The following is a 25,376-nucleotide window of genomic DNA, read 5'->3' as shown; positions in this document are numbered from 1 at the left end:
GAATAAGATCTGTTATCAGTAGTAAAATTGAATTAGCGTTTGCTAATTTTAGCTATAGAACAATATTTATTCAAAATGTAGTACATCATTCAGGATGTTCTTTCGATACCTAATTAAAAAAGTGGCATGAGTTATTGATTTGATTCTTTGACTCATTATTTTATTTATCATTTTAAAATATAAATTTTGATTAGAAAACATTCCTTAAATAGTACTTTTAGTTTTTTTAAACTAAAGTTCAAGCACAGAAAGATAATTCACTACACTTTAATAGCCTGTGTTATTCTTTTACAAATAATTGCAATAGTTATTTGGTACAACGAATCGTCTAATGAATCAGAAATGTCGAAGACTTTAAACTCGATGGATTCATTAAACAGAATAACGAATTTTACCAGCGGTATTAATAATTCATTTGTCAATTCTCAAAAGAGTTTTAACAATTATACGTATTATAAAGACAAAGAATCACTAAATAAGTACACCGCTTCTTTAAATGAGATCAGCCGATTGATTGACAGCTTAACCTTGATTACAAAAGACAATAAGGAGTTCATGAGGATTCTGAAAGAAAAGAATCAGTCTGAGAATTCTGTCGAATCGATAAAATTAAGTATCGATTCTATTATCGAGTCACAAATCAATCCGGACAAGACTACTTTGTCTAAACCTTTTAAACTGAACAAATTCGCGTATAAGAAGATTTTAGACAGTATCAAAACTGACTCATATATAAAAGTAGATAGTGTGTCTAAAAAAGGTTTGTTTTCAAGATTGGGAGCTGCTTTGGCTGGAAAAGTGGATGTGCAGAAAGAGCAGTTGAAGATTACGGTTACAATGAAATATGATAATAAAGTAGTAACCGGAAGCATTGAAGAACAATTTGCTAACCTGTTTAATACGACTAATAAATTTTACGAAGAACAGTTTAAGAATCTAAAGAGATCATTTGCCAATTTAAAAGATCAGGATGCTAAACTAAAAGAGTTTAATAACGAATTACTGAACTTAGAGGCGGAGATTATGCCGAATTACAACAATTCGTTGAAATTGCTTCAGGATAATACTCAAAAGCAATTGCAAAAGCAATACGATTCAAATAAAATTGCGAGAAGTTATACCATTGCGATTTTGATCTTAATGATGTTTATCGTTTCGCTTGTACTTTTTGGCTTCACAAGACTGGCTTTTCAATATGAAAAAAGACTGACTATCGCTCAGATGCAGATCCGTGAAAACCTGAATTTTAAGAACAGAATTATGGGAATGATCAGCCATGAAATCAGATCCCCTTTAAGCATCATTTCAATTTATAGTAAAATGATAAGTGCATCTATAAAGGATGCTGAAATAAAAGATACTTTTAAATCAATTCAGTTTACTACAAACTCATTGCTTCTTTTGGCCAATCAGATTCTGGAGTATTCGAAAGATGGAAATTATGAGTCCAAATTGAACAATAAGAAATTCCTGCTTAAGGAAGAGATTCATCAGATTGTTAATTCGATGGCTTCCTTGGTTGAAAGTAAAGGAAATAAGATTGAAGTTAATTCTAATCTGATTTCAAATCTTGAAGTGAATTCTGATGCAGCAAAAATTCATCAGCTTTTTTATAACATTATTGGTAATGCGAATAAGTTTACCGAAAATGGATTGATAAAAATTGCGATGGATCTTGAGGAGACCTCTGATAAGCAAGTAAATTTAAAAATAGAAATTGAAGACAGTGGAATAGGAATTGCCAAGAATGACCTGAAAAACATATTCGAACTTTATTATCAGGGTACCGTTTCAGGAAAAGTAAATGATCTTGGCGTAGGTTTGGGGCTCAATTTGTGTAAAGAAATTGTAGAATTGTTTGATGGGAAAATAGATGTTCAGAGCGAAGAAGGCAAAGGGACAACGATTATTTTCAACCTCTTCATAAGTTTAGTTTAAAATAAGACCAAATTAATATACTTTTTGTATATTGACAGTAAAAAGGCAATTAGTTAGAGAAAAGCGCTGAAACAACCCTAAATTAGGTAAATGAAAATGAAATCCCCATCCAATAACTATAGCTTTTTAGTAGCTGATGACCATAGTGTGGTTCGACAAGGCGTTTCTTTGATGATAAAAGAGTTATTTTCGAATGCTTTAATTCATAAAGCTGGAAATTTTAAGGATACCCTTACTATTTTAAAAGAACAGAGTATAGATTTATTAATCTTAGATGTGAATTTTCCTGATGGAAACAGTATCAGTATCATAACTGAGATTAAATCCATCCAGCCCGAAGTGAAAATACTGATCTTCTCCGCTTATGATGAGAATATCTATGCAATGCGTTATCTGAATGCAGGAGCATCCGGATATCTGAACAAAGAAACTTCGGAGGAAGAAATGAAAAACGCAATCAGTTCGATGATTTTGTCCGGAAAGTACATTACGCAGAATCTTAAAGACAGGATTCTGGACTCTTATATTTCAAAAAAACCAACAAATCCATTAGATGTATTGTCCAACAGAGAAATCGAAGTAGCACAGCTTTTAATTAAAGGCTACGGCAATCTCGAAATAATTGAACATCTGAACATTAAGAAAACAACAGTAAGCACCTATAAAAACAGGATTTTTGAAAAGCTGGAAATTGATAATCTGGCCGATTTGATCAAAGTTTTTCAGCTGTATGCGGATTGATAAACAACGTACTTCAAAACTATTTTAAAAAACAGGACTTTTTAAGTGCCTGTTTTTTTGTGATTCATATTTTTTTTGTGATGTTTTTTCTGTAGAAATAATTCTACAACAAGGCGTTCCATGTTCTATAACGTATTGATTTTATTGCATGTATTTTTGTTTTGTCAGGAAGACGCAGTTGCTGGAACTTTATAAATAAGATGGATTTGTAGCAGAATGGATTATTTTTTTTCAGCATCTAGCTTCCTGTATTAAAAGATACTCTTTTGTTGTTACGGACGGCTTTTTTTGTTTTTGTTTTTTGGGTTATAAAAATCAGGTCAATTTTTATTTTTTTAGAAGATCGCCGTCTGATCAACAAATAGTGCTTTTATAATCTAATGCAAATTTTAGTGCTAAAGAAAACTACAGTTAATAGAAAGGGAATGTATAAAAGTAAGACTATGGAATTCGATTTTTATAATACAAAGAAAAAGGCAAATGTGAATGTTTTTAAATCTAAAGCATTTGATGAGGTTCATGACGCCCTTTTCGTATTTACGATTTCGGCGGATAACGATTATGAAATGCCATTTATAAATGACGCCACTTATGAAATGTTTGAAGTTTTATCCAATACCATGTTTACTAATACCGTACTTTCTATATACGATCGAATTCATCAGGATGATAAAAAAAGAGTGAAAAACTCTTTATTCGACGCTATTAAAAAAAGAAGAAAATGGAGTGTTGTGTTCAGGGCAGAATTACCTTTCAACGGATTAAGTTGGTTTAAGGTGACCTCAAAAAGAATAGTCAATAAAGACGGAAGTACGGAATTTTATGGTCGTATAACAGATATTACCGAATTAAAGGAGCAGGAGTTAAAACTCAGAAGAACGGAAGAACGTTTTAGGTTTATGCTGATGACTTCAAATGAAGGTATTTGGGATTGGGATCTAACCATGGATCGAATTTATTATTCGCCGCAAGCCTTAAATATATTGGAATTGAAAGCTTCTGATATTTCTTACACTTGCGAGGGATGGAAGAAAATGATACATCCGGAGGATGTTGAAGATTGTCAAAAGGCATTTAACTATCATTTTGATAACAGAACTCCTTTTTATGAAAATTTTCAACGTGTATTAACCTCAAATAAAAAATACAAATGGATTCTCAGTAAAGGAATGGTGACCGAGCGTGATCTTGAGGGAAAGCCATTAAAAGTAATAGGAACTTACAGCAATGTTTCTTTTCAAAAAGAGAAAGAGCTTGAGTTAAGAAGAGAAATGGAAGTGTATAAAGAAAAGAACAACAGATTGTTGAATTTTTCGCACATCGTTTCTCATAACCTAAACTCGCACGCAGGTAATTTTAAAGTTCTTTTGGACTTGATCGATTCAGAAGAAGGTTTTGATGAAAAAGTTGAAACATTAAAATACCTGCGTGCGGTTTCCGGAGATCTTAGTAAAACAATTGAAGATCTGTCGCAAATTGTAAATGTTCAAAACAATGCCGAAATTAATATCGAGGCGCTGAATTTAAACAGTTATTTAAACAGGGTACTCAATATTGTTAATGCTTATAACAACAAGAATAATGTTACGATAATCAACAACGTTTCCCCTGAAGCAGTGGTTCATTTTAATCCGGCATATCTTGAAAGTGTATTGCAAAATCTAAGTAGCAATGCTATAAAATATGCAGATCCTAAAAAACCACTGATCGTTGAATTTAATTTTTTCAGAGAAAATGGAAGAAAAGTATTCACTATAAAAGACAATGGTTTGGGAATTGATCTTAAGAAACACGGAGATTTAATTTTTGGAATGTATAAAACATTTCACAAACACGAAAAAGCAAACGGTTTGGGCTTATACATTACAAAAAATCAGATCGAATCTATGAATGGAAAAATTACAGTAGAAAGTCAGGTAGGAGAGGGGACAACTTTTAAAGTCTTTTTTAAAGATTAAAGGTGCTGTGTTCAGTATTATAAATAGAATTTCAGATTACATAAATAATTATTTTTAGAATGGAAAAATTTATCGTTATTAAAAAAGCCAATGGAGAATTTCAATTCGAATTTGTAAATAAAAATGGTGAAATTATTTTAAGCAGTGGCGATTATACCCGAAAATTCATGTGTATGAAAGGGATTGAATCAGTAAAAGTTAATTCACAGGACAACACAAAATTCTTCCGGAAAACAAATTCAAAAGATGAAAGATACTTTAATCTTAAAGCTTTTAACGGAAAGATTATCGGAACAAGTAAAATATTTAAAGACAGAGATTCCCGCGATGAAGGAATACTGGAATTTAGAAAATATGCACCACACGCTATTGTAGAAGATCACTCTAATACAGTATTGGCTGAGAGTGCAGCATTTTAGAGTTATTCAATAAAACCGTCTGCCATTCGGTTTGATTTTATAAAACAATGAACTTTTGTCGTTTTCCGGATTGTAATAACGGAATCGTTTTTTAGATAATTTAATTGGTATATTACACGCCTAAGACCGCTTTTGCGGTCTTTTTTGTTTTTAATAAACTCAAGTTATAAGTTAAAAGTTTAAAAACGAATTAGTTGTAAAGTTGACAATTAAACAAAAAGTTTAGATAATCTAACCAGGAAGAAATCTGGTTAGATTTGCTCTGAAAGAGCTTTAGCATTAGCATGGATTTTTAGTACTTTTTTTGTAAAAAAAGAGATTAATATTTTACAAATAGTAAACAAATGATTTTCCAGGGAACTTACGCTTAATCAAGACTTAACTTCGGCTACGTGCAGTATTTTATCTGCCACTTTCCTTGAATTCCCTCACTTTAATGATGTAAATCAAGCACTATTCTATCAATATTTCAAGGATTATAAAACTATTTTTTTACAAATACTTAACAAATTGCACCCCTTAATTTTCTTTTCTTTAACAATTAGATAATTTTTGAATATTTACTATTTATAAAATTCATTGTTTATTTGCTTATATAAATTTAATATTTGTAAACAAATTAACCATGAAAACAATTTACAAGGCAATTTTAATTTTTTCGGTTGCACTTTTTACTCAAAACATGACCGCCCAAAAGGCAACAATAAGCGGAACGATTACCGATGCGCAGTCCCCACTTCCGGGCGCAACCATTGTACTGTCTAATAATCAAAAAGCAACAACTGATTTTAGTGGTTATTTTACAATTCAGGATGTAGGATCGGGCAGCTTTGAATTACAGATCTCCTATATAGGATATGAGGTAAAGAATATAAAAATTGATATTAAAGACAATCAACAGTTAAAGTTAGGAATCATTCAACTGCAAAGCAATTCCAAAGAACTGAATGAAGTTGTCGTGAGCGGAATGGCTCAAAGAAATAGTGAAGCGAGAGCGCTAAACATGCAAAAAAAATCGATGAGCATTGTAAACGTTATCGCGGCCGACGGGATAGGAAAACTACCGGATCGTAACGCTGCCGAAACCGTACAGCGTATGCCGGGAGTTTCGATAGAGCGTGATCAGGGTGAAGGACGTTTTGTATCGGTGAGAGGATTGCCGCCATTTTGGTCGTCGACTACAATTAACGGAAACAGAATTCCAACTGCCGAAGAAGAAACGACTTCGAGAGCTACCGCATTTGATTTTTTCCCTTCAGATCTTATCGCCTATGTTGAAGCTACTAAAGCGCTTACACCCGACATGGATGGTGATGCGATTGGCGGAAGTGTCAATTTTACTACACAAACCGCTCCAACGAAAAGAACAATTAAAGCAAGTGTTTTTAGCGGATACAATCAAAAATCGGATAAAGGGATTTATAGTGGATCACTTACAATAGGAGATAAAAGTAAAAATGGAAAGTTTGGATACATTATCAATGGTACGTATTGGGACAGAAACTGGGCTACCGATAATTACGAGGCGAGAAGACAAGGTGATCAGGGTGTTTACAGATTGGAGTTGAGAGATTACACCGGAGTTAGAAAAACCACAGGTTTAAATGGTGCAATGGAGTTTAATCCTTCATCAAGAGATAAAATTTTTCTGAAAGTAACTTATGGCGGACTTACAGATGAAGAAACACATTACAAACACCGTATCCGATTTGATAAATTCAACGGTACAACAAATGCGTTAACGGTAGAACAGCAAGATATTCACAACCAATTAATGACACAATTTTTAGGTCTTGATTTGGGAGGGAAACATCAATTAGCGAACGGAAAATTAGACTGGAGTCTTGCTTCTTACCGAAACAGGTTTAAGTATGGCAATATTCCAAATGCAGAAGACAACAGTTACTTTTTAATTCAGTTCAATCAAACCGGAGTAGGTGTTAAACCTGAATATTTAAAAACAGTGCCGCTTGCCAGTGGTGGAGCAGGAGGTCCAAGAGCGTATTGGGCTGCTGATGGCGGAGTTATGGATCCAAGCAATCCAAAATCAATATTTGATTTTTATTCCGATCCAAATTTCAAAACAGATCCAACAAAAATGAAGTTCTCTACTTTAGAACTTTACAAAATCAATATCGTAGAAAGAGACAACATTATTGCGGCTGTAAACTACGAGCATAATTTTAATGAGAATCTTAAAATGAAGTTCGGAGCGAAAGTAACAGATAAAGATCGTATCGCTACTTTTAGAGACGAATACTACAGCTGGACGGGTTCTCCAACCCCTTATTTATCCAACTATGCTTCTGATTTAATTCTTCAACCGGGAGGTACAGATTACTTAAGGAAAGAAACAGGTACTTTGATTGGAAATAGTTTCGGTCCGGTTTTATCAGCGGATGGAATGACAAAATTATTCAATACCTCAAAAGCAAATCTGGTTTTAAATCCTGCTGATTCGCAGATTCCGGAACTGGGTAAAGGATTAGGAAGAAACTTTAATGTAGGGGAGACAACCTCTTCTGTTTATGCGATGTCAACCTATAATCTGTCTGATAAATGGACTGTTTTGGGAGGTCTGCGTGTAACCAATACCATCACACAGGTAACGGGTAAAACAGTAGAAAACAATATGGTGGTAGATGCTGAGAATACTAAAACATATACGTCAGTGCTTCCAATGTTGCATGTAAAGTATACTCCGATTGAGAATTTGAACCTTCGTTTTGCCACAACCAGAACATTTGCAAGACCTAATTTTGGAGACATTTCACCGGCTGGTTCACTAAATACTATTGACGGAGAGTATGCAGGAGGAAATCCAAATTTGAACCCAACCTATTCTTGGAACTTTGATTTGTTAGGAGAGTATTTTCTTGACGAAGTGGGAATCATTAACGCCGGAGTATTCTACAAATCGATTACAGATCCAATTTTTGACGATACTTATCAGGGGACCATTAACGGAATTCCTGATATAGAAATCAGTTCACCTGCTAACGGAGGTAATGCATGGATTGGTGGAGTTGAATTTGGAATTACCAAGAGATTTAGCTTCTTGCCGGGATTCCTGAAATATTTTGGAACTCAAATCAATGCAACTCTTATGGACTCTGAAATGACTTTAGGAAAAAATGCTAACAATCCTAACGGAAGAAAAGTATCAACACCTTATCAGGCAAAACAATTATACAATTTGCAATTGTTTTATGAGAGCGGTAAACTGAATGTGAGAGCTGCCTTCAACCACAAAGGGGCTTATGCCACAAGTTTTGATGCCAATGCTAAAAATACAGACATGAATGATATTTATTACGGTAAATACAACTCGCTTGATTTTTCTGCTTCCTATAAAATTGGAGATCATTTTACCATTTTCAGTGATGTAAACAATGTACTGAACGAGCCTTTGATGTACCATTTTGGAGAAACACCAAACCGCCCAAAACAGGTAGAATATTACGGAATGAAGTTTAACCTTGGTTTAAAATATAATTTATAGACAACTATAAGTTAACCCGTTGGATGTGCGCAGATTTTATTTTTACAGTTTATTTTTTTTTAATCTGCTGCAATCAACGGGTTTCTAAAACAACCGTACTTATTTCACATTGATCACAACCCCATCACGTTAAATCTTAAGAACTAATGTCTAAAAAAGCGTCTAATTTCAGATTCATACTCAAAACGTCCATAGCGGCATTCGGCACTTATTTTTGTATGTATGCCTTCAGAAAACCTTTTACGGTCGCCACTTTCGATCAGTTGTCTTTTTGGGGAATAGATTATAAAATTCTGCTCATTTTAGCACAGGTTTTAGGCTATACTTTTTCTAAATTTTTAGGAATCAAAATCATATCCGAATTAAAGTCGGCCAAGAGAATTTTATATTTAATCAGTTTTATAGCCATTTCAGAACTGGCTTTGCTGGGTTTTGCTTTGGTACCGGCACCTTACAACATTCTGTTTTTATTCATCAACGGATTGCCTTTAGGAATGATTTGGGGAATCGTTTTCTCTTATATCGAAGGCCGAAAAACAACGGAATTACTGGGGGTAATTTTATGCTCGAGTTTTATCGTTTCCTCAGGAGCGGCAAAATCTGTCGGAGTATTTGTTCTGAAGGTTTTGGGGTGCAATGAGTTTTGGATGCCTTTTGTTTCAGGATTACTTTTTATTGTTCCGCTAATCGTATTTTCATTGTTTTTGGAAAAAATCCCAAATCCGGATGACGAAGATCTGGTCATGAAATCCAAACGCAGACCTTTAGATAAAAAAGAACGTGCATCATTATTCCGACAATTTGCTTTTCCGTTGACCATACTGATCATTTTTTATGCCATGTTAACGGCAATGCGTGAATTCAGAGATAATTTTGCAAGAGAATTATGGGATTCTTTGGGATACAAAGAAAGTATTTCAATTTATATGTATTCCGAAATTCCGATTGCGATATCAGTTTTGGTCATTTTAGGATTTTTAGGAAGTATGAAAAGCAACTACAAAGCCTTCAAAAATTATCATTTGGTATTGCTCGTGGGTTCTGTACTCATAGGAATTACAACCTTATTGTTTCAAAAGCACTTAATGTCGCCACTTCTGTGGATGATGATTTCCGGATTTGGAATGTACGTTTGCTACATTCCGTTCAACGGTTTGTTTTTTGACCGTATGATTGCTACCTATAAAATTGATGGAAATACCGGATTTTTAATTTACATCGCCGATGCTTTTGGTTACCTAGGAAGTGTATTGGTATTGTTTTTTAAAAATTTTGGCGACAAGAATATTTCCCTGTTAAGCTTTTTTACCACCTGCATTTATCTGCTCTCTTTTGTTGGGATCATCACTACCATTATGTCCTTTAACTATTTTAAAAGGAAGTTTAGAAAGACTGCTAAAATTCATGCGGCTATGAGTTATGAGATGTGAGTTATGAGATGCAAGATGCAAGATTTGAGACGCCGTGGGAAACCTGAAACCTGAAACTTAAAACTTGAAACTTAAAACTTGAAACTTGAAACCTGAAACTTGAAACCTGAAACTTGAAACCTGAAACTTGAAACCTGAAACTTGAAACCTGAAATAACAAACCAAAAACCAAAAACAAATAAACAGTAAAACAAATAAAAACACAAACACAAACATGAAAGAGAAGTATGATTTAATAATTATCGGAGCAGGAGTTCTGGGCACATTTCACGCCTACCATGCCCTGAAAAAAGGAATGTCGGTTGCCATTCTGGAAAAAAACAGCAAGCCGGAAGGTGCGACCGTTAGAAATTTTGGACAGGTTGTACCGTCCGGAATGGATCGAAAATGGCAGAATTTTGGAAAAGAAAGTTTAAAGATTTATAAAGATATTCAATCGCAGTTTGACATTAGTATCCGTCAGAACGGAACTGTTTATTTGGCTTCAAATGAAGAAGAATTACAATTGATTGAAGAACTCCATGAGATTAATATTTCGAATGATTACGAATCTAATTTGCTGACTAAAGAGCAATGCCTGAATAAATACGATGGTTTACGTGCTGACTACTGTAAAGGGGGATTGTTTTTTTCGCAGGAAGTTACCGTTGAACCTTCCACAATGATTCATAAATTACATCAGTATATGAAAGCCAATCTTGGACTTGATTTGTTTATGAACACCACTGTTGTAGAAACCGTGAATCTAAACGATGAAGTAATAGCAAGAACTGCGGCAGGTGCAGTATACAAAGCTTCAAAAATTATTATTTGTAACGGAAGTGATTTCAAAATATTATATCCTGAGATTTACAACAACAGCGATCTGATTGTTTCTAAACTACAGATGCTGCAGACGAAACCTCAGAATAATTACAGACTGGACGGCTCTATTTTAACGGGATTGACCATCAGAAGATATGAATCATTTGAAGAATGTAAATCATATCAAACCATCAAAGCAAAGGAAAATCCGGATAGTTTTGAGAAGAAGTACGGCGTTCATATTCTGTTCAAGCAAGCCCTTGACGGTTCGGTGATTTTAGGAGATTCTCATGAGTATGCTCCCGCACAAGAAATTGATTCTTTAGGATTTGATCTGAATATGGACATCGATCATTTTATGATTGAAGAAGCCAAAAAGATAATCGATTTGCCTACTTATGAAATCCAGAACAGATGGTTTGGAATGTACTCGCAATGCAAGACCAAAGATATTTTCGAATACACCGTTGACCAGAATATTCACATCATAACCGGAATAGGAGGAAAGGGCATGACGGGAAGCGCAGGATTTGCCAAACACAATATTGATACAATTTTTAATGCATAGGGATTGTGAGTTTTGAGTTATGAGTTATATGGGAAATTATTAATCATAGTTTATAATCTACATTTATAGTGCTTTCTAGAGCAATAAACAATAGATTTTAGACCATTAACCACCAACCAAAAACTATAAATTTTTTAAAATAAATACACAAAATGAAAATTAATGAAATTGAAATGGTTGTTTTTGATATGGCAGGAACAACAATAAATGAGCAAAATATAGTTTACAAAACATTGCATAAATCCATCAACAACTTCGGGATTGAGGTTTCTTTGGAATCGGTATTGTCATTAGGAGCGGGAAAAGAAAAACATCAGGCGATCCGGGATATTTTAGAATACAATAACATCACAGACGAGAATAAATCAGATGTAATATTCGAATATTTTAAAGAAACACTGGACAATGAATATCTTTCTGCTTCCGTTTTACCTATTGAAGGCGTTGAAAATGTTTTTGAAAATTTAAAAAAGGACGGTGTAAAAGTGGTACTAAACACTGGTTACAGCAGTCACGTTGCGAATACCTTATTAGAAAAGTTAAACTGGAAGGAAGGAAACCAATACGATGCCTTAATCACCGCCGATGATGTAGTGCTGGGACGTCCATTTCCGGATATGATATACAAAGCCATGCAATTATTTGCGATTACAGACGCTTCAAAAGTACTAAAAGCTGGAGATTCTGCGATAGATATTGAAGAAGGTAAAAATGCCAAATGCGGTGTAACAATAGGCGTTTTATCCGGCGCACAAACCAGACAGCAGCTTGAAGCAGCCCAGCCCGATTACATATTAAATTCGCTGGCATCGCTTTATAGTGTTATGAAGTGAGGTGTTTGATGTAAATAATGTTTGAAGTTAGAAGCAAGAAGTTAGAAGTTAGAAGCAAGAAATAAGAAGTAAGAAGTAAGAAGTATCAATTAACCATTATCAATTAACAATTAACAATTAGTAAAAACAATATCCCTGCAGGAAAAGTTTCAAACAAGTAAATAAATAGTAACCATAAAACAATTCAACCCAATGAAAAAGATTTTTAGATTAAGTTACATTACAATTCTTGCAAGTGTGCTTTTAGTCACTTCCTGTACCAACGATTCAGCGCTTGCGAAAGACGAACAGGCAGTAAATGCTAAAACAAACTCTAAAACCGGCAAATCTGCTTTAAGCAGTGGTACCAGAAAATTACTGATTATAGGAATCGACGGCTGTCGTGGAGATGCCCTAATGGGAGCCAATACTCCTAATGTTCATGCTTTATTACCCAATGCGGTTTACAGTTTAGATGCATTGACCGAAGCACCTACGTGGAGCGGAAATGGCTGGTCAACAATGCTTACCGGTGTGACCCATTTGAAACATGGCGTAACCGATAATTCATTTTCGAGTCCGAATTTTACTTCGTATCCTAGTTTTTTGAAAAGACTTGAAACGTATAATTCTGCTTTAAAAACTATGTCGATTGTGCATTGGGCACCGATCAATACCTATATTGTGGATGGAATTGATGTAGAGAAAACACTCGCTACCGATTTGGCCGTTAAAAATGAAGTGGTTGCCGCACTTACAAACGACAATCCGGATGCCTTGTTTTTGCACTTTGATGATGTGGATCATGCGGGACACAGTTACGGATTTTCGCTGAATGTGCCACAATACAAATCTTCAATCGAAACCACAGACGGTTACATAGGTGAAATCTTAACGGCTTTAAAGAACAGAGCCAACTATGCCAATGAAGACTGGTTGGTTGTGGTAGCGCCGGATCATGGAGGTATTGTTACAGGTTCCAGCGGATCTCATGGCGGAAGTTCTTACGAAGAACGAAACATCTTTACTATTTTCAACAATAAAAACTTTACTTCAACTAAAATCGAAAAACCGGTTGATCCCACTACAACGGTAACGGGTAAGTTTGTCAATTTTAATTCCAATTCTATTTATGCTTCAACAGCCAATGCACTTTACAATTTCGGAACTTCGAGTTTTACAGTGGAATGCCGGGTAAAAACATCAGGATATAGCAGTGATCCTTCGCTGGTTTCAAATAAAAACTGGGTGAGTGGTAAAAACCGAGGCTTTGTCATCTGCGCCAATACCGGAGGAACATGGAAGGTAAATATTGGGGATACTCAAAGTCGTGTGGATATTTCCGGTGGGACAATCAATGATGGGAAATGGCATCACTTGACACTTGTGGTAGACCGTACAGCCAAGTTGGTTAAAACGTATCAGGACGGTGCTTTTGTGGGGCAGGCTGCTATTGGCGCCAGTTTCGGAAGTCTGACTTCCGGACTGCCTTTTGCGATAGGACAGGACGGAACGCTCACCTATGGTGCCAATGTAAACGGAAATATTGCTGAGGTACGCGTATGGAACAAAGCCTTATCGGAAGCTTCGATTTTAAATTATACCTGTTCTTCAGTTACAGTTTCACATCCGGATTACTCCAATCTTATTGGATATTGGAAAGGAGATAACGGATCAGGAAATAGTTTTACCGATTCAAGCGTTCAGCAGGTAAACCTTGCTTTTCCAAATACTCCAACATGGATAAACAGTACAGCCTCTTTAAAATGTGGTACTGCAACAGGAGCAGTTCCTAAAATGGTAGATATCGCCTATTCTTCATTGCAATGGTTTGGTGTACCCATCAATACAAGCTGGTCATTAGACGGCCGTTCATGGCTTCCGACAGCGAACTAAAAAATTTGTGTTTTTTGTTTTTTAAAGGGTTATCTTCTTCTTTGAAGGTAGCCTTTTTGATTTGATTCTGGCTTGGAGTTTAACCGCAAAGAACGCTAAGATGTTACGCAAGGTTCGCAAAGTTTTTTTAATGTAAAGCGATGAGTTTAACCGCAAAGAGCGCAAAAGATGTTACGCAAGGTTCGCGAAGTCTTATTTATAAAGCTTTGCGGACTTTGCGTTTTTAAAAAGACTCAGCTTAAAAAAAACTTTGCGCCCTTTGCGGTTAAAAAACGGTTAAATCTAACTATTACTCTCAGAATAAAAATAAAGCACCAGCATTACACAGTTTTCTGCTGTTCTGTTTTGAGGCACGTGCGGATGCCTTCCATTGAAACATAGCGAATCACCTTCATTGACAACCACTTCTGCATCGTCTATAATATAAGTTACACTTCCTTTAATGATGTATTTGAACTCCCAGGCATCTGTAATTACTTTTTCGCGTTTACAGTTGGGTTCCACGTCAAGAATTACAGCTTCAAAACCAATAGAGTTAATGCTTTTGCTGAAAATATGATAATAGTTAAAACCGGTAGTTTCGGCACGGTCCTCTTTTTCTATTTTTTGATAATCTTCTTTTTTAATATGAATGTATTTCGCATTCTTGGTATTTTCAACACCTTCAAAAAAATAACTCACATCCGTATTTAAGGATTGGATCAATTCAATTAGAACGGGTAGGGAAGGAATTGTTCTTCCGTTTTCAATTCTGGAAATCAAACCGTTGCTAACTCCGGCTCTGTTGGCTACTTCGTGTATGGTTAATGCATTTTTCTTCCTGATCTCTTTTAATCTCTTTCCAATACCAATTAAAAAATCTTCCATAATAAAACTTCGGTTTAATAGGGTAAATATAATACAATTAGCGGGTGAGTTGCAAAAGCAGGGAAGCCTTTGCATTAATTTTACATTTTTTATAGTTCGGATCATGGCACATGGATGATACGGATTCGCTAGGCGAAGACGCGGATCTGCACGGATTTTTTTGTTTTATCTGAGATAGGATTATTTTGATTATGGTAGCGTATTTTATTCTTCTAAAAATCCGTTTTCATCCGCGTTTTCGTGAAACGAATCCGCCTCATCCGTATACTTTTTTTAGCGCACTTTAAATCAAAAAAGAAGCTTTATAAAATAGAACAGAAATCAATTCACCGTTACATTTCTACCCCTTGCTTTTTTAATGAGGTTGAGAGAATCCCTGATTAACGATTTTATTTCTAGTGATGGAGCTTTGAGAATTTCATGTCTGTTTTGAATTGGGCCTTCGATGTCCATTTTAGCAGCCTGTAAATGGGCTTCGAACGCTCTGAGCACCTGATTTTCGATAGTTGAATGTTTCTTGTAGTAATAGATTGCATTGTGCAAATCCTCTATATGGCCTGTAAAATCTAAGATTGCTCTTTTGGATACCGCCCGATTGTAGTAAATAGAAAACTCTAAAGGATCAGTTTCAATGGCTTTGTCAAAATCCTCAATAGCATTATAATGGTAATCCAGTTTTTGAAGACAAGTTCCTCTTAAGGCATAAACCCCCTGATCAAATCCGGAATTGATCGCACAGTTTAAATGCAGCAGAGCATCCTGAAACCGATTCGACAAATAAAACTGTCTGCCCTTTTCCAGATGAAGAGAACCATCATTAGAAACGGGTTTTGAAAGTCTTTCCGTAAACTTTTTTATTACTAAAGTGTTGAACCATTTCATGCTTTTGAGATTTTAGCCAACAGATTAAACAAGTCCTAAAAAGATTTATTAGAAATGGGGGGATTAAATTTAGGTAATTTTTTGAAATATAGCAACTTACGATTGTTTTTATTTCGAAGAACACAGCAAAAGTATCCTAATTACCGAATAGGTAAGAAAATTTTTCCAAAGAAATACAACAACCGAATAAGGCGATTTGTTTCGTCAAAATGCTACTTTTTCTTTCTGCCGAGCCAAATAATTAGTCCTGTAATAGGTAATGTCGCAGCAAAAAGGCAAACCAAAAAAGCAATTATTTTAGTGGTTAATCCATAAACACTTCCGGTATGAATAGGATACATCAAACGTTTCAGTTTGTCACCGTTTGAATAGGATTTATAAGGTCTGTTTTCAATATTTTCCGCCGTATACTTATCAAAATAAGCCGAGCTGGATTGATGTGGGATGATTCTTTCGAGATCTTCCTTTAGAACCGTAATACTATTGATTGTATCCACCGGCATTCTAATTTGGATATTTCCGGTATAAGGAAAAATACTGTCGGTCTTATCGTAAATACTTTGATAAAAAGCGGTATTATTGAGCTTAGGATCTATTTTTGTTGGATTCTCTACTTTTAAAGACAGTTTTTTACCGGTAGTTCCATCAGTCAGAAAGTAAAGACCATTTTGAAACCAGTCGAAGGCAAAGGAAAGACCGGTTAGCGAAATAATAAGTAAAGCTAAAAAGCTGTAAAAGCCAAAAGTAGAATGAAAATCCCAATTGATTCTTTTGAAGGAACCGCTCCATTTTACCTTTAGTCGTTGTTTTAAATTTTTAATTTTTTTCGGCCACCATAACACCATACCTGTGAGCAGCATCAGAACAAAAATAATACAGGAAGATCCCATAATAAGCTGGCCGGCATCACCCATTAGCAATTGTCTGCGGAGTGAAAGTACTACTACAAAAAATCGACTTTCCTGAGGTGTTGTGGCGAGCACTTTTCCGGTATAAGGATCAATAGAAAAAAACTGTGCCTTTTTATCAGTATCCTTTGCCAGAATTTGGAAGGTACGCGAAGGATCATTAAAGGTATAAATTCGGGTGATTTTTTTGATGCCGTATTGTTTCTGAAGAACGTCTGTACAATAATCAATTGTTTTTTTGGTAGTTCCTACAGATGAAACCTGATAGTATTGAGGATGTAAGAATGAGTCAATTTCTTTTTCAAAAACTAAAATACTGCCGGTTAAGGCCGCAATAAAAACGATTAAACCTGAGCCAAGCCCCAGCCATAAATGTATTTGTCTGATAGTTTTTTTTATTCCTTTCTTCATTTAGTAGCTTATTTGGTTTTATTGGCACTCCGGTTCACACCGTAATGGCATCATTTTCTGTTGGAATTAAACTTGAATCCGCAGAAAATGCGTCGCAAATTTATACTTATTTAGACTAAATCTTTATTTTTTGAATAAAAAAAAGAGCCGTAAAACCTCAAAAATGCTCATTTATTAACTTTTGAATGGAGTAGTCTTAAACTTTGAGAAGAGAAAACTTACAGATTGATTTTGAATCGTTTTATGGCATTCGTACAATTTTTTAAGCTGCCGCAGTTGCAATATTGCTTTTTTATCAAGAAACTGATTTATTTTCTGACAAAGGCGCATGAATTATTAAATATTCTATAGAATAAATCGAAATAATACTTGTTAAACAATTATTAATCTTTATTTTTGCGCTGTTTTTATTAATTCTAAATAAGAATAAAATCACTAACCAAAAAATTAAAATCAATGAAATATCTTAGTTTAAGAACATCAAAGTTTTTATTTATTATCAGCCTCTTATTTTCAGTCTTTTCTTCTTTTGCACAACAAAATGGTGGAAAAATTAAAGGACAAATCACAACCTCTGACGGGAAATCGGCTTCGGGAGTTATTATTACACTTAAAAATTCAAAATATAAAACTATTTCAAATATTGACGGCAGCTTTAGACTGAACAAAATTGCAGAGAATATTTATACACTACAAGCTTCATTATCGGGTTACGAAACGATTGAACAGGAAGTTACGGTTGCCAACAATGAAACGGCCAATGTGACTTTACAATTGAAATTTAATGGTAAAGAAACTAACGTTTCTGAAGAGAATGGCGATCAGTTAGATGAGATAATCGTCTCGGCTAGCAGAAAAGTAGAAACCTTATCAAAAACACCTTCTTCGGTAACCGTAATCAACGCTAAGGATATTGAAGACTTATCAATTGTAAGTTCAAATATTGCCAATACTGTGGCATTTGCAGTTCCGGGTTTAGGATCGGGTACAAACAATACAGGGAATTACGGTCAGACCCTTCGCGGTAGAAATCCCTTAGTTTTGATTGATGGAATTCCGCAATCAACGCCATTGAAATCTGCAGGACGTGAACTGCGTTCTATAGATCCTTCGGTAATTGAACGTATCGAAGTCATTAAGGGAGCAACTGCCATTTATGGGAATGGTGCTGACGGAGGTTTGATTAATTACATTACAAAATCAGGTAAAACTCAGAAGAAATTTGCCGGATACAGTGAGGCAGGAACTAACGGAAATATAAAAGGTGACAGTACATTAGGATACCGATTCAATCAGCAGTTTTACGGAAAAATCAGTAAGTTCAACTATATGGTAGGCGGAACTTATGAAAAAACGGGTGTTTTTCGTGATGGAGGAGGGAAGGTTATTTCTCCTGAATACGGATTAGGGGAAACTAAAACGTATAATGTGTTTACCAAAGTAGGTTACGATTTAACCGCTAAGCAAAGAATTGACTTCATGTACAATTACTTCAGTTCGAATCAGGATTCGGATTTTATCCTTAAAAATGGAGTATACGGTGTAAGCCCGGCAATTGGAGTATTGGGTAACAGGCCTGGTGTAGACGAAGGAAATCGTTACAATCATAACGCTAATCTTCAATATGTAAACAGAGGGATTTTTGGAAGCACTTCACTTACAGCGAACTTGTATTTTCAGGATTTCCTGACGGCATTTTCTAACTCTACTTTTTTCTACGGAAGTGGACAATCACAAACAGCATCTACCAAAAAAGGGCTAAGAGTATATTTGAATTCTCCTTTTGTAATTTCGTCAAACTTCACGGGTGATGTGACTTATGGATTCGATTTACTGAATGATAAAACGAATCAAAAACTGGTTGACGGACGTGTTTGGGTTCCGAACATCGATATGGTCAATCTGGCACCATATGCACAATTATCGACACAGCTGTTTGGCGACTGGAATGTAAAAGCAGGTTTGCGTGCAGAAAACATTAAAATTAATATCGACGATTACAATACTCTTGCTACCGGTGCAAATGGGGCGGGAAGTATTGCTGTAAAAGGTGGAGAACTTAATTACGATGCTTTTGTTTTTAATACAGGTATTCGATATTCAAGATTTAAATTCTTCAATCCGTTTGTGAGTTTTTCTCAGGCTTTTTCTGTATTTGATTTAGGAAGGGTTTTAACCAATGCAAAACAGGATGCCATCTCTAAGTTAGAGACAGAACCAATTATTGTCAACAACTATGAAGGAGGTTTTAGCAGTCAGTTAGGGAAATTCAATTTAAGTGCTTCTTATTATTTGAGTACATCAAAATTAGGAACCAATTTGATTCAGGTAGACGGATTTTTAGTAGCAGAACGTTTGCCGGAAAGAGTTTGGGGATATGAAGTTCAGGCCGATTACCAAATTCTTAAGGAATTGACAGTAGGGGGTAACTATGCAAATGTACAGGGAAGAGGGGATAAAGATTCTGATGGAAACTTTTACGGACCAAACGATATTTATTTGAAATCAAACCGAATCCCTCCGGTTAAAATTACAGGTTACGCAAAGTATGGCGGTAAAAGATTAAATGTTGAATTGTACTGGATGTACGTTGGTGATCGTGATGTTTTCAAACCAAATGCAAAAGGAGCTTATGCCATTGGTGAAGGGCCAATTCATTCTTTCAATTTATGGAATCTGGCATCTGCTTATAAAGTAACAGATAGCATCCGTGTTAAACTTGGAATTGAGAATATATTCAATACAGATTATTATCCAACGACTTCTCAATTTTATGGTACAAATGCCAATTATACAAGAGGAAACGGTACCAGATTTAATTTAGCACTGGGGTATAGCTTCTAAGAGATAGCTTTTCAAATAGTATTATTTTGTTTTTTTATTTAAAAGGTTCCTGACGCGGTTTTGTCAGGAGCCTTTTTTGTTTTGAAGGATATAAAAAAGTCACAGTTTACAGTTTACAGTCTCAGTAATCACTGAAACTTGGTAATACGACTGTAAACTGCGACTGTGACTGAAAACCTATAAAGCTCCTTCTAATTCCAGTGACTCCTTAAGTAAAGGATAGTTTACTTTTCCGTTTGGTGTAAGCGGAACGTCTTCTATGTGCATCACTTTTAAAGAACTGGCGTGAAGATTTAGTTTGGCTTTTAGCACTTTCAGAATCAATTCTTTGTTCAGATTTTCGTCGGTGTACATTACGGCCAGATGTTTATCGTTTATTCCGATACAGATAAACGTTTGTCCGCCCAATGCATCTTTTAGCAATAATTCTGTTTCGTCAAGATTGAGACGTACTCCGAACAATTTCACGATTCGTTTGATTCGGCCTACAATATAGTAGTAACCTTCTTCGTCTTGTCTGGCCTTGTCTCCGGTGTGGAGTCTTTCCTGTTCCTCATAAAACTGAAGATCAGCTCTCACATTGGCATAACCGCCGTATACATTTGGACCAATATAAATCAGTTCTTCTGTTTCGTTATCAATCTCAAAACGTCCATTTTTAACTGGTAAACCAATAGAAGTTCCTTTTCGTAGCAGATCTTTCGGAGGCAGATAAGCCATACGACCGGAAGCTTCTGTTTGTCCGTACTGCGCAAAGAATTGTTTGCCGAATTTCTCACTAAAATCTGAAATTGCTTCGATTAGTTTATGATTCAGCATTCCGCCCGTATGAGTCAGGTAGCGTAAAGACGGATGATCTTTCTTGAAGAATCCGATACTGTACAACATCTCATAGAAGTACGGAACTCCACCTAAGGTAGAGTATCCGTAGTTTTTGAAATCGGCCCAGAATTCTTTTTGAAAAGCATCTTTATCTGTACAAACAATTTGACTGGCTTTGATACAATTGGTGGTGAAAATCGACAAGCCATACACAAAATTAATAGGCACATTTAAAGGCACTACATCATCTGATCGGATAGGCATATACTCCATAATCGATTTTGCATTGTGCACCAGGTTTTCATCAGAAAGCCTAACAAATTTAGGCGATCCTGTAGTCCCGGAAGTACTTAGCAAAAGTTTTATTTTGGCATGTATCGGGTAAATTAAATTTACATTTCGTTTAAACAATACTATCGTTTCTGATGCATTTACAGCCGTATAACCTTCTATTTCAGTTCGCGTAGGGTCGTAGATATAATAAGGAGTATATTTCTGTTCCAGATTTTCCTTAAAATTTTCTAGTAAACCCATTCCCAACAAAGCAATCGTAAACCTGCTCTGGTAAAAATTTAAAAGCGTTTCAATAGCCGGTAACTGATTGTCATTGTAAATAAAAACAACTGAACGGATGTTTTCGATTTCCAGTGACTGATCCATTTCTGCAATAGATTTTGAAACTCCGGTACTGGCGTCGGTAAAAGTCAGCTTTTCATTTTTTCTGATTAAATCGTATAGTTCCATAAGTTTAGTGGTCTATTCTAATTGATTTCAAATCCGTATTTTTTAAGAATGTCTTTAATTTTTGCTACACTTCCCATCTCCAGAATGTCTTCCATTTCAATTGAGATTTTGTAAGTACTTTCAAGTTCTTCTACTAATACCAAATGACTCATCGAATCCCATTCGGCTATAGCCTGATATTCCAGTCCGTCGTTTACTGATTCAACAGGAATTTCAAAAGCTCTTGCAAATACTCCGTGTAATTGTTCTATTGTACTCATTGTTTTATTATTTAATATTAAATTGATATTTTTTATTTGTTGTTTAATGTTTTTTGATGCAACTCATATGCAATAGATATGACGCCCCTCCGGAGCTTTCGCAAAAAAATGCGTTATAAATGCTATAAATATGATGCTCCTTTGGAGCTTTTACAAATGTTATCTCATTGGAACGTAATTCTATAAATATGACGCTCCTCTGGAGCTTTTTATAAATGTTAAGCCCCATCGGGGCAAAATATTTATAGAAATTGGTAAAATCGTTTCAATAAACCCCAACGGGGTGACATATTTTGAATCGGTTTAGTTTTAAACCTTTGTATGTTTCCATTTTCCTTTTCGGAAGACGACAATACAAGCCACGGCCAATATGATTTCTGAAACAAGAATGGCCGTAAAAACACCATTGGAACCCAAATCAAAAGAAATTCCCAATGCATAGGCAAGCGGAATCTGTATGACATAGAACATCAGGATGTATAGCCATGTCACCACTTTTACTTCACCGGCAGCATTAAGGGCTCTTGAAATCACCATCGTATAACCTAATAAGATGTAGGCTATCGAAATTAGATGAATGTACATGGTACTAAAAGAGATCACCTCGGGAATATCCGTAAAGATTTTTATGACCGGAACAGCAAGGAATATCCAGCAAATTCCAATTAAAACCAGAAATCCCATGTTTAACATTCCCGCTCTCCAAACCGATTTTTCGGCACGTTCGGGCTGTTTGGCTCCCAGATTTTGTCCGGTTAAGATTCCTGCAGCATTTCCAAGACCCCAGGCTGGCATCGTAGCGATAGAAGTGACTCTTTGTGCCAGAATGTAACCTGCAAGAGCACTCTCGCCAAAATGCGACATGATTTTGATCATGAACACCCAGCTTGATGCCGGAATGATGAATTGTACGGTACCGCCAAAAGCCAGTTTCAGTACTCTTTTGAAAATAGCAAGATTAAAGACCATTTGTGCCAGACCAATTTTTAACATGGTTTTTGCCCTTATAAGATACCAGGCCTGATACAGCACTCCAATTACTCTCGCAATTAAAGTGGCCAGCCCAACTCCCAATAAACCGTATGCCGGAACAGGACCCCAGCCATAAATAAATACGGGACACAGTATAATGTTCAACGCATTGGAAAGCCAAAGTATTCTCATGGCAGTCGAGGCGTCTCCAACACCTCGAAAGATTCCATTTACAACTATTCGAAGAATCAAAAATCCGCTGGAAGCAAACATGACGATGCCGTAAGTTCTTCCTTCCTCAACCATAGCAGCCGAAAGTCCCATGGCACTCATAATATCGGTGGTCCAGATGGTGCACACAATACTAATCAGGGCGGCAATAGGCACTGTAGCATAAATCACCTGCATGGTGGTCTGACCTGCCGCTTTGAATTTTTTCTCGCCAATTCTTCTGGAAATCATCGCTGAAGCTGCTATCCCTAAACCAATGGAAACGGAGTAACAAAAAGTGATGAAAGTAGTGGTCGCTCCCGCAATTGAAATAGCATTCGTACCCAATCGGCTAACAAAGAACAGATTGGAACATACAAATAGTGATTCCATCAGAAGCTCAACCACCATTGGAACTGACAGTAAAAGAATGGTTTTGTTAATGCTGCCCGAAGTGAAGTTTTTTTCACTTCCGGCAAGAGAACGCCTTAATAAACCAAAGAAGGAGCGTGTTTTTAAAAGGGCTTCTTTCATTAGTTTTCTTTTGCTGTTACTATTTCTTCATGGATTAACTGATGTAACGGATTCGGTACAAAACCACTTTTCTTCATGTGTGGAAATCCGGCCGTTTCTTCATAACCATTATACAAACGTCGGCTATTGAAAATAAGACGTTTGAATTCAGGTATAAACATATTGTACTTGTCGAATATTTCCTGAAGCTCAGGATGTTCTGCCTGATATTCGATGATAATATCGTAAACACAATTCCAGAATTCCTTCTCTGTATAGTTAGCGTTTGTAATCATAACGTGACTCAGGTATCTGAAGAAGGCATCAAAAATGGCGATAAGTATCGTTAACGGTGCATTTTCCGGATTTGGAGAGGCATTAAACAAGTTATCAATAAATTCCTGTGGCAATTTTTTCTTTGCTTCTTCATTAATTAAAATATCTCCCACAAAGTCCTGCAAGGCAATACGTGTTGGCACATAATCTTTTAGAATCAGAATCACATTTTGTCCATGTGGATCGATAGATAACGAATGCTGGTAATAAATCTGAAGCACAGGCTTAAGATACGCGGTCATATAAGCTTTGAGCCATTGTTCTGTAGAAAGACCTGATTTTTCTATAAGTTCTTGTACAAGACTTTTTCCGGTGTTGTCTACATATAATAATGCCGCCATCGTCATTAAATTCTCTCCTTCTCTAAGGGAATTTATAGGGCTTTCGCGCCACATAGCACCCAGATATTCATTGTACTGGTAAGGAGGATTGTCAATTTTACTATAACTAGGGTGGGCATAGGTAACCGAAACGACTTCGCCTAAAAGTAGAACTCCCATTTTTTGCAAGTGCTCGTCTTTTTTAAGAACATTTTTCAGATACTCTGTCAAACGTGGCGCTATCAATAATTGTTTAGGAGACAAACCTCTGACATGACTGGTGTTTAAAATAGACATTGATGTTTTTACATAATGTTTATGAGGTGCACTTTCGTTGAAAAAAGTACGGATGCTTTGTTGAGGGCTGTAAATGTCTTCGGTTAACTCTAATGGGATAAGATGTTTGGAAGCAATATCATTAGAAAATTGCATCACGAGTTTATTTTGCCATTGCCATACATGCACCGGAATAAAAACATAATCATACGGATTTACATTCAATGCCGCTAACTTGTTTCTAAAGGCATCCAGTTTTTCTTTGCCAATTTCATTTTCATAAAAATCCTGATCGTCCACATCGGTCTGTAAGCGTAGATTAGCTCTGTTTTTATGAGCGGCAATCCAAATTAAACGTGTTCTTTGATCAGACTCGGGATTGTATTTCGTATAATCTTCCGAGTCAAAACCAATACGGCCTTTGTTTACAATTACCCACGGGTGGCCATCAAGACTGTGTTCGATCGTTTGAAAATCAGCATCGGCTAGTTCCGCGGCAGGCACACGACGGTTTGACTGAATGTAAGCGTCAGCGTATAAGGTGTGCAGTAACTCTTCGATATAATGAGCTAGAGTAAAAGAGTTGATACCAAAAGTTTCCTGAAGTTCGATAAAGAAATTAGGGACATCGATATGTTCTAATTTTACTTCATGCTCCACTTTACAAAGGCTGTCTTTAACGATATGCCAATAGTTAAGAAACCTCGGATAAGCCGAAAAAGTATAGTAAATACTCGCGGTGTCGGTTTCTAATCTGAAATGGGTAAGACCATCCTCATCTTTAGCGGTTATTTGAGGGTTTGCGACGTCTTCACGCATCAATTCCGAAATACTTTTGGCGAGTAAGTTTCGATTGACCTGATTCCAAATATCGGCGTTGAGGTGCTGAGCGTCTTTAAAGGTATTTTCTGGGGTTATCATCTGAGTTGATTTTTAGTATGAT

The 25,376-nt window shown here is 35.9% G+C and carries 17 protein-coding genes; 10 read left to right on the top strand and 7 right to left on the bottom strand.

What is annotated here, in order from left to right; genetic code table 11:
• Positions 1 to 342: 342 nt before the first annotated feature.
• The 9 genes from M4I44_RS17190 (at position 343) to M4I44_RS17150 (ending at position 14,068) form a co-directional block, all read left to right on the top strand.
• Complete coding sequence (locus tag M4I44_RS17190; RefSeq protein WP_249965516.1) at positions 343 to 1,938, top strand: HAMP domain-containing sensor histidine kinase; 1,596 nt, start codon at positions 343 to 345, stop codon at positions 1,936 to 1,938.
• A 90-nt stretch (positions 1,939 to 2,028) separates the two neighbouring features.
• A complete protein-coding gene (locus M4I44_RS17185) occupies positions 2,029 to 2,679 on the top strand; it encodes a response regulator transcription factor (protein WP_026109902.1) in 651 nt (216 codons plus the stop codon).
• A gap of 443 nt (positions 2,680 to 3,122) precedes the next feature.
• Positions 3,123 to 4,637: a PAS domain-containing protein gene (locus tag M4I44_RS17180; RefSeq protein WP_249965515.1), complete on the top strand. Its 1,515-nt coding sequence runs from the start codon at positions 3,123 to 3,125 to the stop codon at positions 4,635 to 4,637.
• A 59-nt stretch (positions 4,638 to 4,696) separates the two neighbouring features.
• Complete coding sequence (locus tag M4I44_RS17175) at positions 4,697 to 5,056, top strand: YegP family protein (RefSeq protein WP_017495681.1); 360 nt, start codon at positions 4,697 to 4,699, stop codon at positions 5,054 to 5,056.
• 625 nt (positions 5,057 to 5,681) lie between these two features.
• Positions 5,682 to 8,558, top strand: a complete 2,877-nt coding sequence (locus tag M4I44_RS17170; RefSeq protein ID WP_249965514.1) for a TonB-dependent receptor — start codon at positions 5,682 to 5,684, stop codon at positions 8,556 to 8,558.
• Positions 8,559 to 8,704: 146 nt separating this feature from the next.
• The gene (locus M4I44_RS17165; RefSeq protein WP_249965513.1) at positions 8,705 to 9,988 is read left to right on the top strand and encodes a DUF5690 family protein; all 1,284 of its coding nucleotides are present in this window, start codon (positions 8,705 to 8,707) and stop codon (positions 9,986 to 9,988) included.
• A gap of 214 nt (positions 9,989 to 10,202) precedes the next feature.
• Positions 10,203 to 11,360 carry a TIGR03364 family FAD-dependent oxidoreductase gene (locus tag M4I44_RS17160; RefSeq protein ID WP_249965512.1) on the top strand — a complete coding sequence of 386 codons (1,158 nt, stop codon included), beginning with the start codon at positions 10,203 to 10,205 and terminating at the stop codon, positions 11,358 to 11,360.
• Positions 11,361 to 11,512: 152 nt separating this feature from the next.
• The gene (locus M4I44_RS17155) at positions 11,513 to 12,193 is read left to right on the top strand and encodes a phosphonatase-like hydrolase (RefSeq protein ID WP_070908327.1); all 681 of its coding nucleotides are present in this window, start codon (positions 11,513 to 11,515) and stop codon (positions 12,191 to 12,193) included.
• A gap of 192 nt (positions 12,194 to 12,385) precedes the next feature.
• A complete protein-coding gene (locus M4I44_RS17150) occupies positions 12,386 to 14,068 on the top strand; it encodes a DUF4983 domain-containing protein (RefSeq protein WP_249965511.1) in 1,683 nt (560 codons plus the stop codon).
• A 282-nt stretch (positions 14,069 to 14,350) separates the two neighbouring features.
• Here M4I44_RS17150 and M4I44_RS17145 read toward each other — a convergent pair whose 3' ends face one another.
• The 3 genes from M4I44_RS17145 to M4I44_RS17135 all read right to left on the bottom strand — a co-directional run bounded on the left by M4I44_RS17145 (position 14,351) and on the right by M4I44_RS17135 (position 17,136).
• Positions 14,351 to 14,935: a helix-turn-helix domain-containing protein gene (locus M4I44_RS17145; protein WP_249965510.1), complete on the bottom strand. Its 585-nt coding sequence runs from the start codon at positions 14,933 to 14,935 to the stop codon at positions 14,351 to 14,353.
• A 321-nt stretch (positions 14,936 to 15,256) separates the two neighbouring features.
• The gene (locus M4I44_RS17140; protein WP_249965509.1) at positions 15,257 to 15,817 is read right to left on the bottom strand and encodes a hypothetical protein; all 561 of its coding nucleotides are present in this window, start codon (positions 15,815 to 15,817) and stop codon (positions 15,257 to 15,259) included.
• Between the two features lie 212 nt (positions 15,818 to 16,029).
• The gene (locus M4I44_RS17135) at positions 16,030 to 17,136 is read right to left on the bottom strand and encodes a PepSY domain-containing protein (RefSeq protein ID WP_249965508.1); all 1,107 of its coding nucleotides are present in this window, start codon (positions 17,134 to 17,136) and stop codon (positions 16,030 to 16,032) included.
• 456 nt (positions 17,137 to 17,592) lie between these two features.
• Here M4I44_RS17135 and M4I44_RS22540 point away from each other — a divergent pair, with 456 nt between their 5' ends.
• Complete coding sequence (locus M4I44_RS22540) at positions 17,593 to 19,980, top strand: TonB-dependent receptor domain-containing protein (RefSeq protein ID WP_256472292.1); 2,388 nt, start codon at positions 17,593 to 17,595, stop codon at positions 19,978 to 19,980.
• Positions 19,981 to 20,157: 177 nt separating this feature from the next.
• Here the strand turns inward: M4I44_RS22540 and M4I44_RS17115 are convergent, their stop codons facing one another.
• The 4 genes from M4I44_RS17115 to M4I44_RS17100 form a co-directional block, all read right to left on the bottom strand.
• A complete protein-coding gene (locus M4I44_RS17115) occupies positions 20,158 to 21,546 on the bottom strand; it encodes an AMP-binding protein (protein WP_249965507.1) in 1,389 nt (462 codons plus the stop codon).
• 17 nt (positions 21,547 to 21,563) lie between these two features.
• A complete protein-coding gene (locus tag M4I44_RS17110) occupies positions 21,564 to 21,806 on the bottom strand; it encodes an acyl carrier protein (RefSeq protein ID WP_017495693.1) in 243 nt (80 codons plus the stop codon).
• A gap of 309 nt (positions 21,807 to 22,115) precedes the next feature.
• The gene (locus tag M4I44_RS17105; RefSeq protein ID WP_249965506.1) at positions 22,116 to 23,522 is read right to left on the bottom strand and encodes an MATE family efflux transporter; all 1,407 of its coding nucleotides are present in this window, start codon (positions 23,520 to 23,522) and stop codon (positions 22,116 to 22,118) included.
• Positions 23,522 to 25,354, bottom strand: coding sequence for an IucA/IucC family siderophore biosynthesis protein (locus tag M4I44_RS17100; protein ID WP_249965505.1), 1,833 nt, complete (start codon positions 25,352 to 25,354; stop codon positions 23,522 to 23,524). Before M4I44_RS17100 ends, M4I44_RS17105 begins: the two co-directional genes overlap by 1 nt.
• Between the last annotated feature and the right edge of the window lie 22 nt (positions 25,355 to 25,376).

It is taken from the genome of Flavobacterium sp. B183, from assembly GCF_023539155.1.
Taxonomy (GTDB): domain Bacteria; phylum Bacteroidota; class Bacteroidia; order Flavobacteriales; family Flavobacteriaceae; genus Flavobacterium; species Flavobacterium tructae.
Note: the sequence above shows the minus strand (reverse complement) of the source record. Positions and strands in the feature narration are given on the sequence as shown.

Bases quoted from the DNA above. Each gene is read 5' to 3' on its own strand.
- M4I44_RS17155 (WP_070908327.1), top strand. From the start codon at position 11,513: ATGAAAATTAATGAAATTGAAATGGTTGTTTTTGATATGGCAGGAACA.
- M4I44_RS17160 (WP_249965512.1), top strand. From the start codon at position 10,203: ATGAAAGAGAAGTATGATTTAATAATTATCGGAGCAGGAGTTCTGGGC.
- M4I44_RS17115 (WP_249965507.1), bottom strand. From the start codon at position 21,546: ATGGAACTATACGATTTAATCAGAAAAAATGAAAAGCTGACTTTTACC.
- M4I44_RS17110 (WP_017495693.1), bottom strand. From the start codon at position 21,806: ATGAGTACAATAGAACAATTACACGGAGTATTTGCAAGAGCTTTTGAA.
- M4I44_RS17135 (WP_249965508.1), bottom strand. From the start codon at position 17,136: ATGAAGAAAGGAATAAAAAAAACTATCAGACAAATACATTTATGGCTG.
- M4I44_RS17165 (WP_249965513.1), top strand. From the start codon at position 8,705: ATGTCTAAAAAAGCGTCTAATTTCAGATTCATACTCAAAACGTCCATA.
- M4I44_RS17170 (WP_249965514.1), top strand. From the start codon at position 5,682: ATGAAAACAATTTACAAGGCAATTTTAATTTTTTCGGTTGCACTTTTT.
- M4I44_RS22540 (WP_256472292.1), top strand. From the start codon at position 17,593: ATGAAATATCTTAGTTTAAGAACATCAAAGTTTTTATTTATTATCAGC.
- M4I44_RS17140 (WP_249965509.1), bottom strand. From the start codon at position 15,817: ATGAAATGGTTCAACACTTTAGTAATAAAAAAGTTTACGGAAAGACTT.
- M4I44_RS17190 (WP_249965516.1), top strand. From the start codon at position 343: ATGTCGAAGACTTTAAACTCGATGGATTCATTAAACAGAATAACGAAT.
- M4I44_RS17105 (WP_249965506.1), bottom strand. From the start codon at position 23,522: ATGAAAGAAGCCCTTTTAAAAACACGCTCCTTCTTTGGTTTATTAAGG.
- M4I44_RS17100 (WP_249965505.1), bottom strand. From the start codon at position 25,354: ATGATAACCCCAGAAAATACCTTTAAAGACGCTCAGCACCTCAACGCC.
- M4I44_RS17145 (WP_249965510.1), bottom strand. From the start codon at position 14,935: ATGGAAGATTTTTTAATTGGTATTGGAAAGAGATTAAAAGAGATCAGG.
- M4I44_RS17175 (WP_017495681.1), top strand. From the start codon at position 4,697: ATGGAAAAATTTATCGTTATTAAAAAAGCCAATGGAGAATTTCAATTC.
- M4I44_RS17180 (WP_249965515.1), top strand. From the start codon at position 3,123: ATGGAATTCGATTTTTATAATACAAAGAAAAAGGCAAATGTGAATGTT.
- M4I44_RS17150 (WP_249965511.1), top strand. From the start codon at position 12,386: ATGAAAAAGATTTTTAGATTAAGTTACATTACAATTCTTGCAAGTGTG.
- M4I44_RS17185 (WP_026109902.1), top strand. From the start codon at position 2,029: ATGAAAATGAAATCCCCATCCAATAACTATAGCTTTTTAGTAGCTGAT.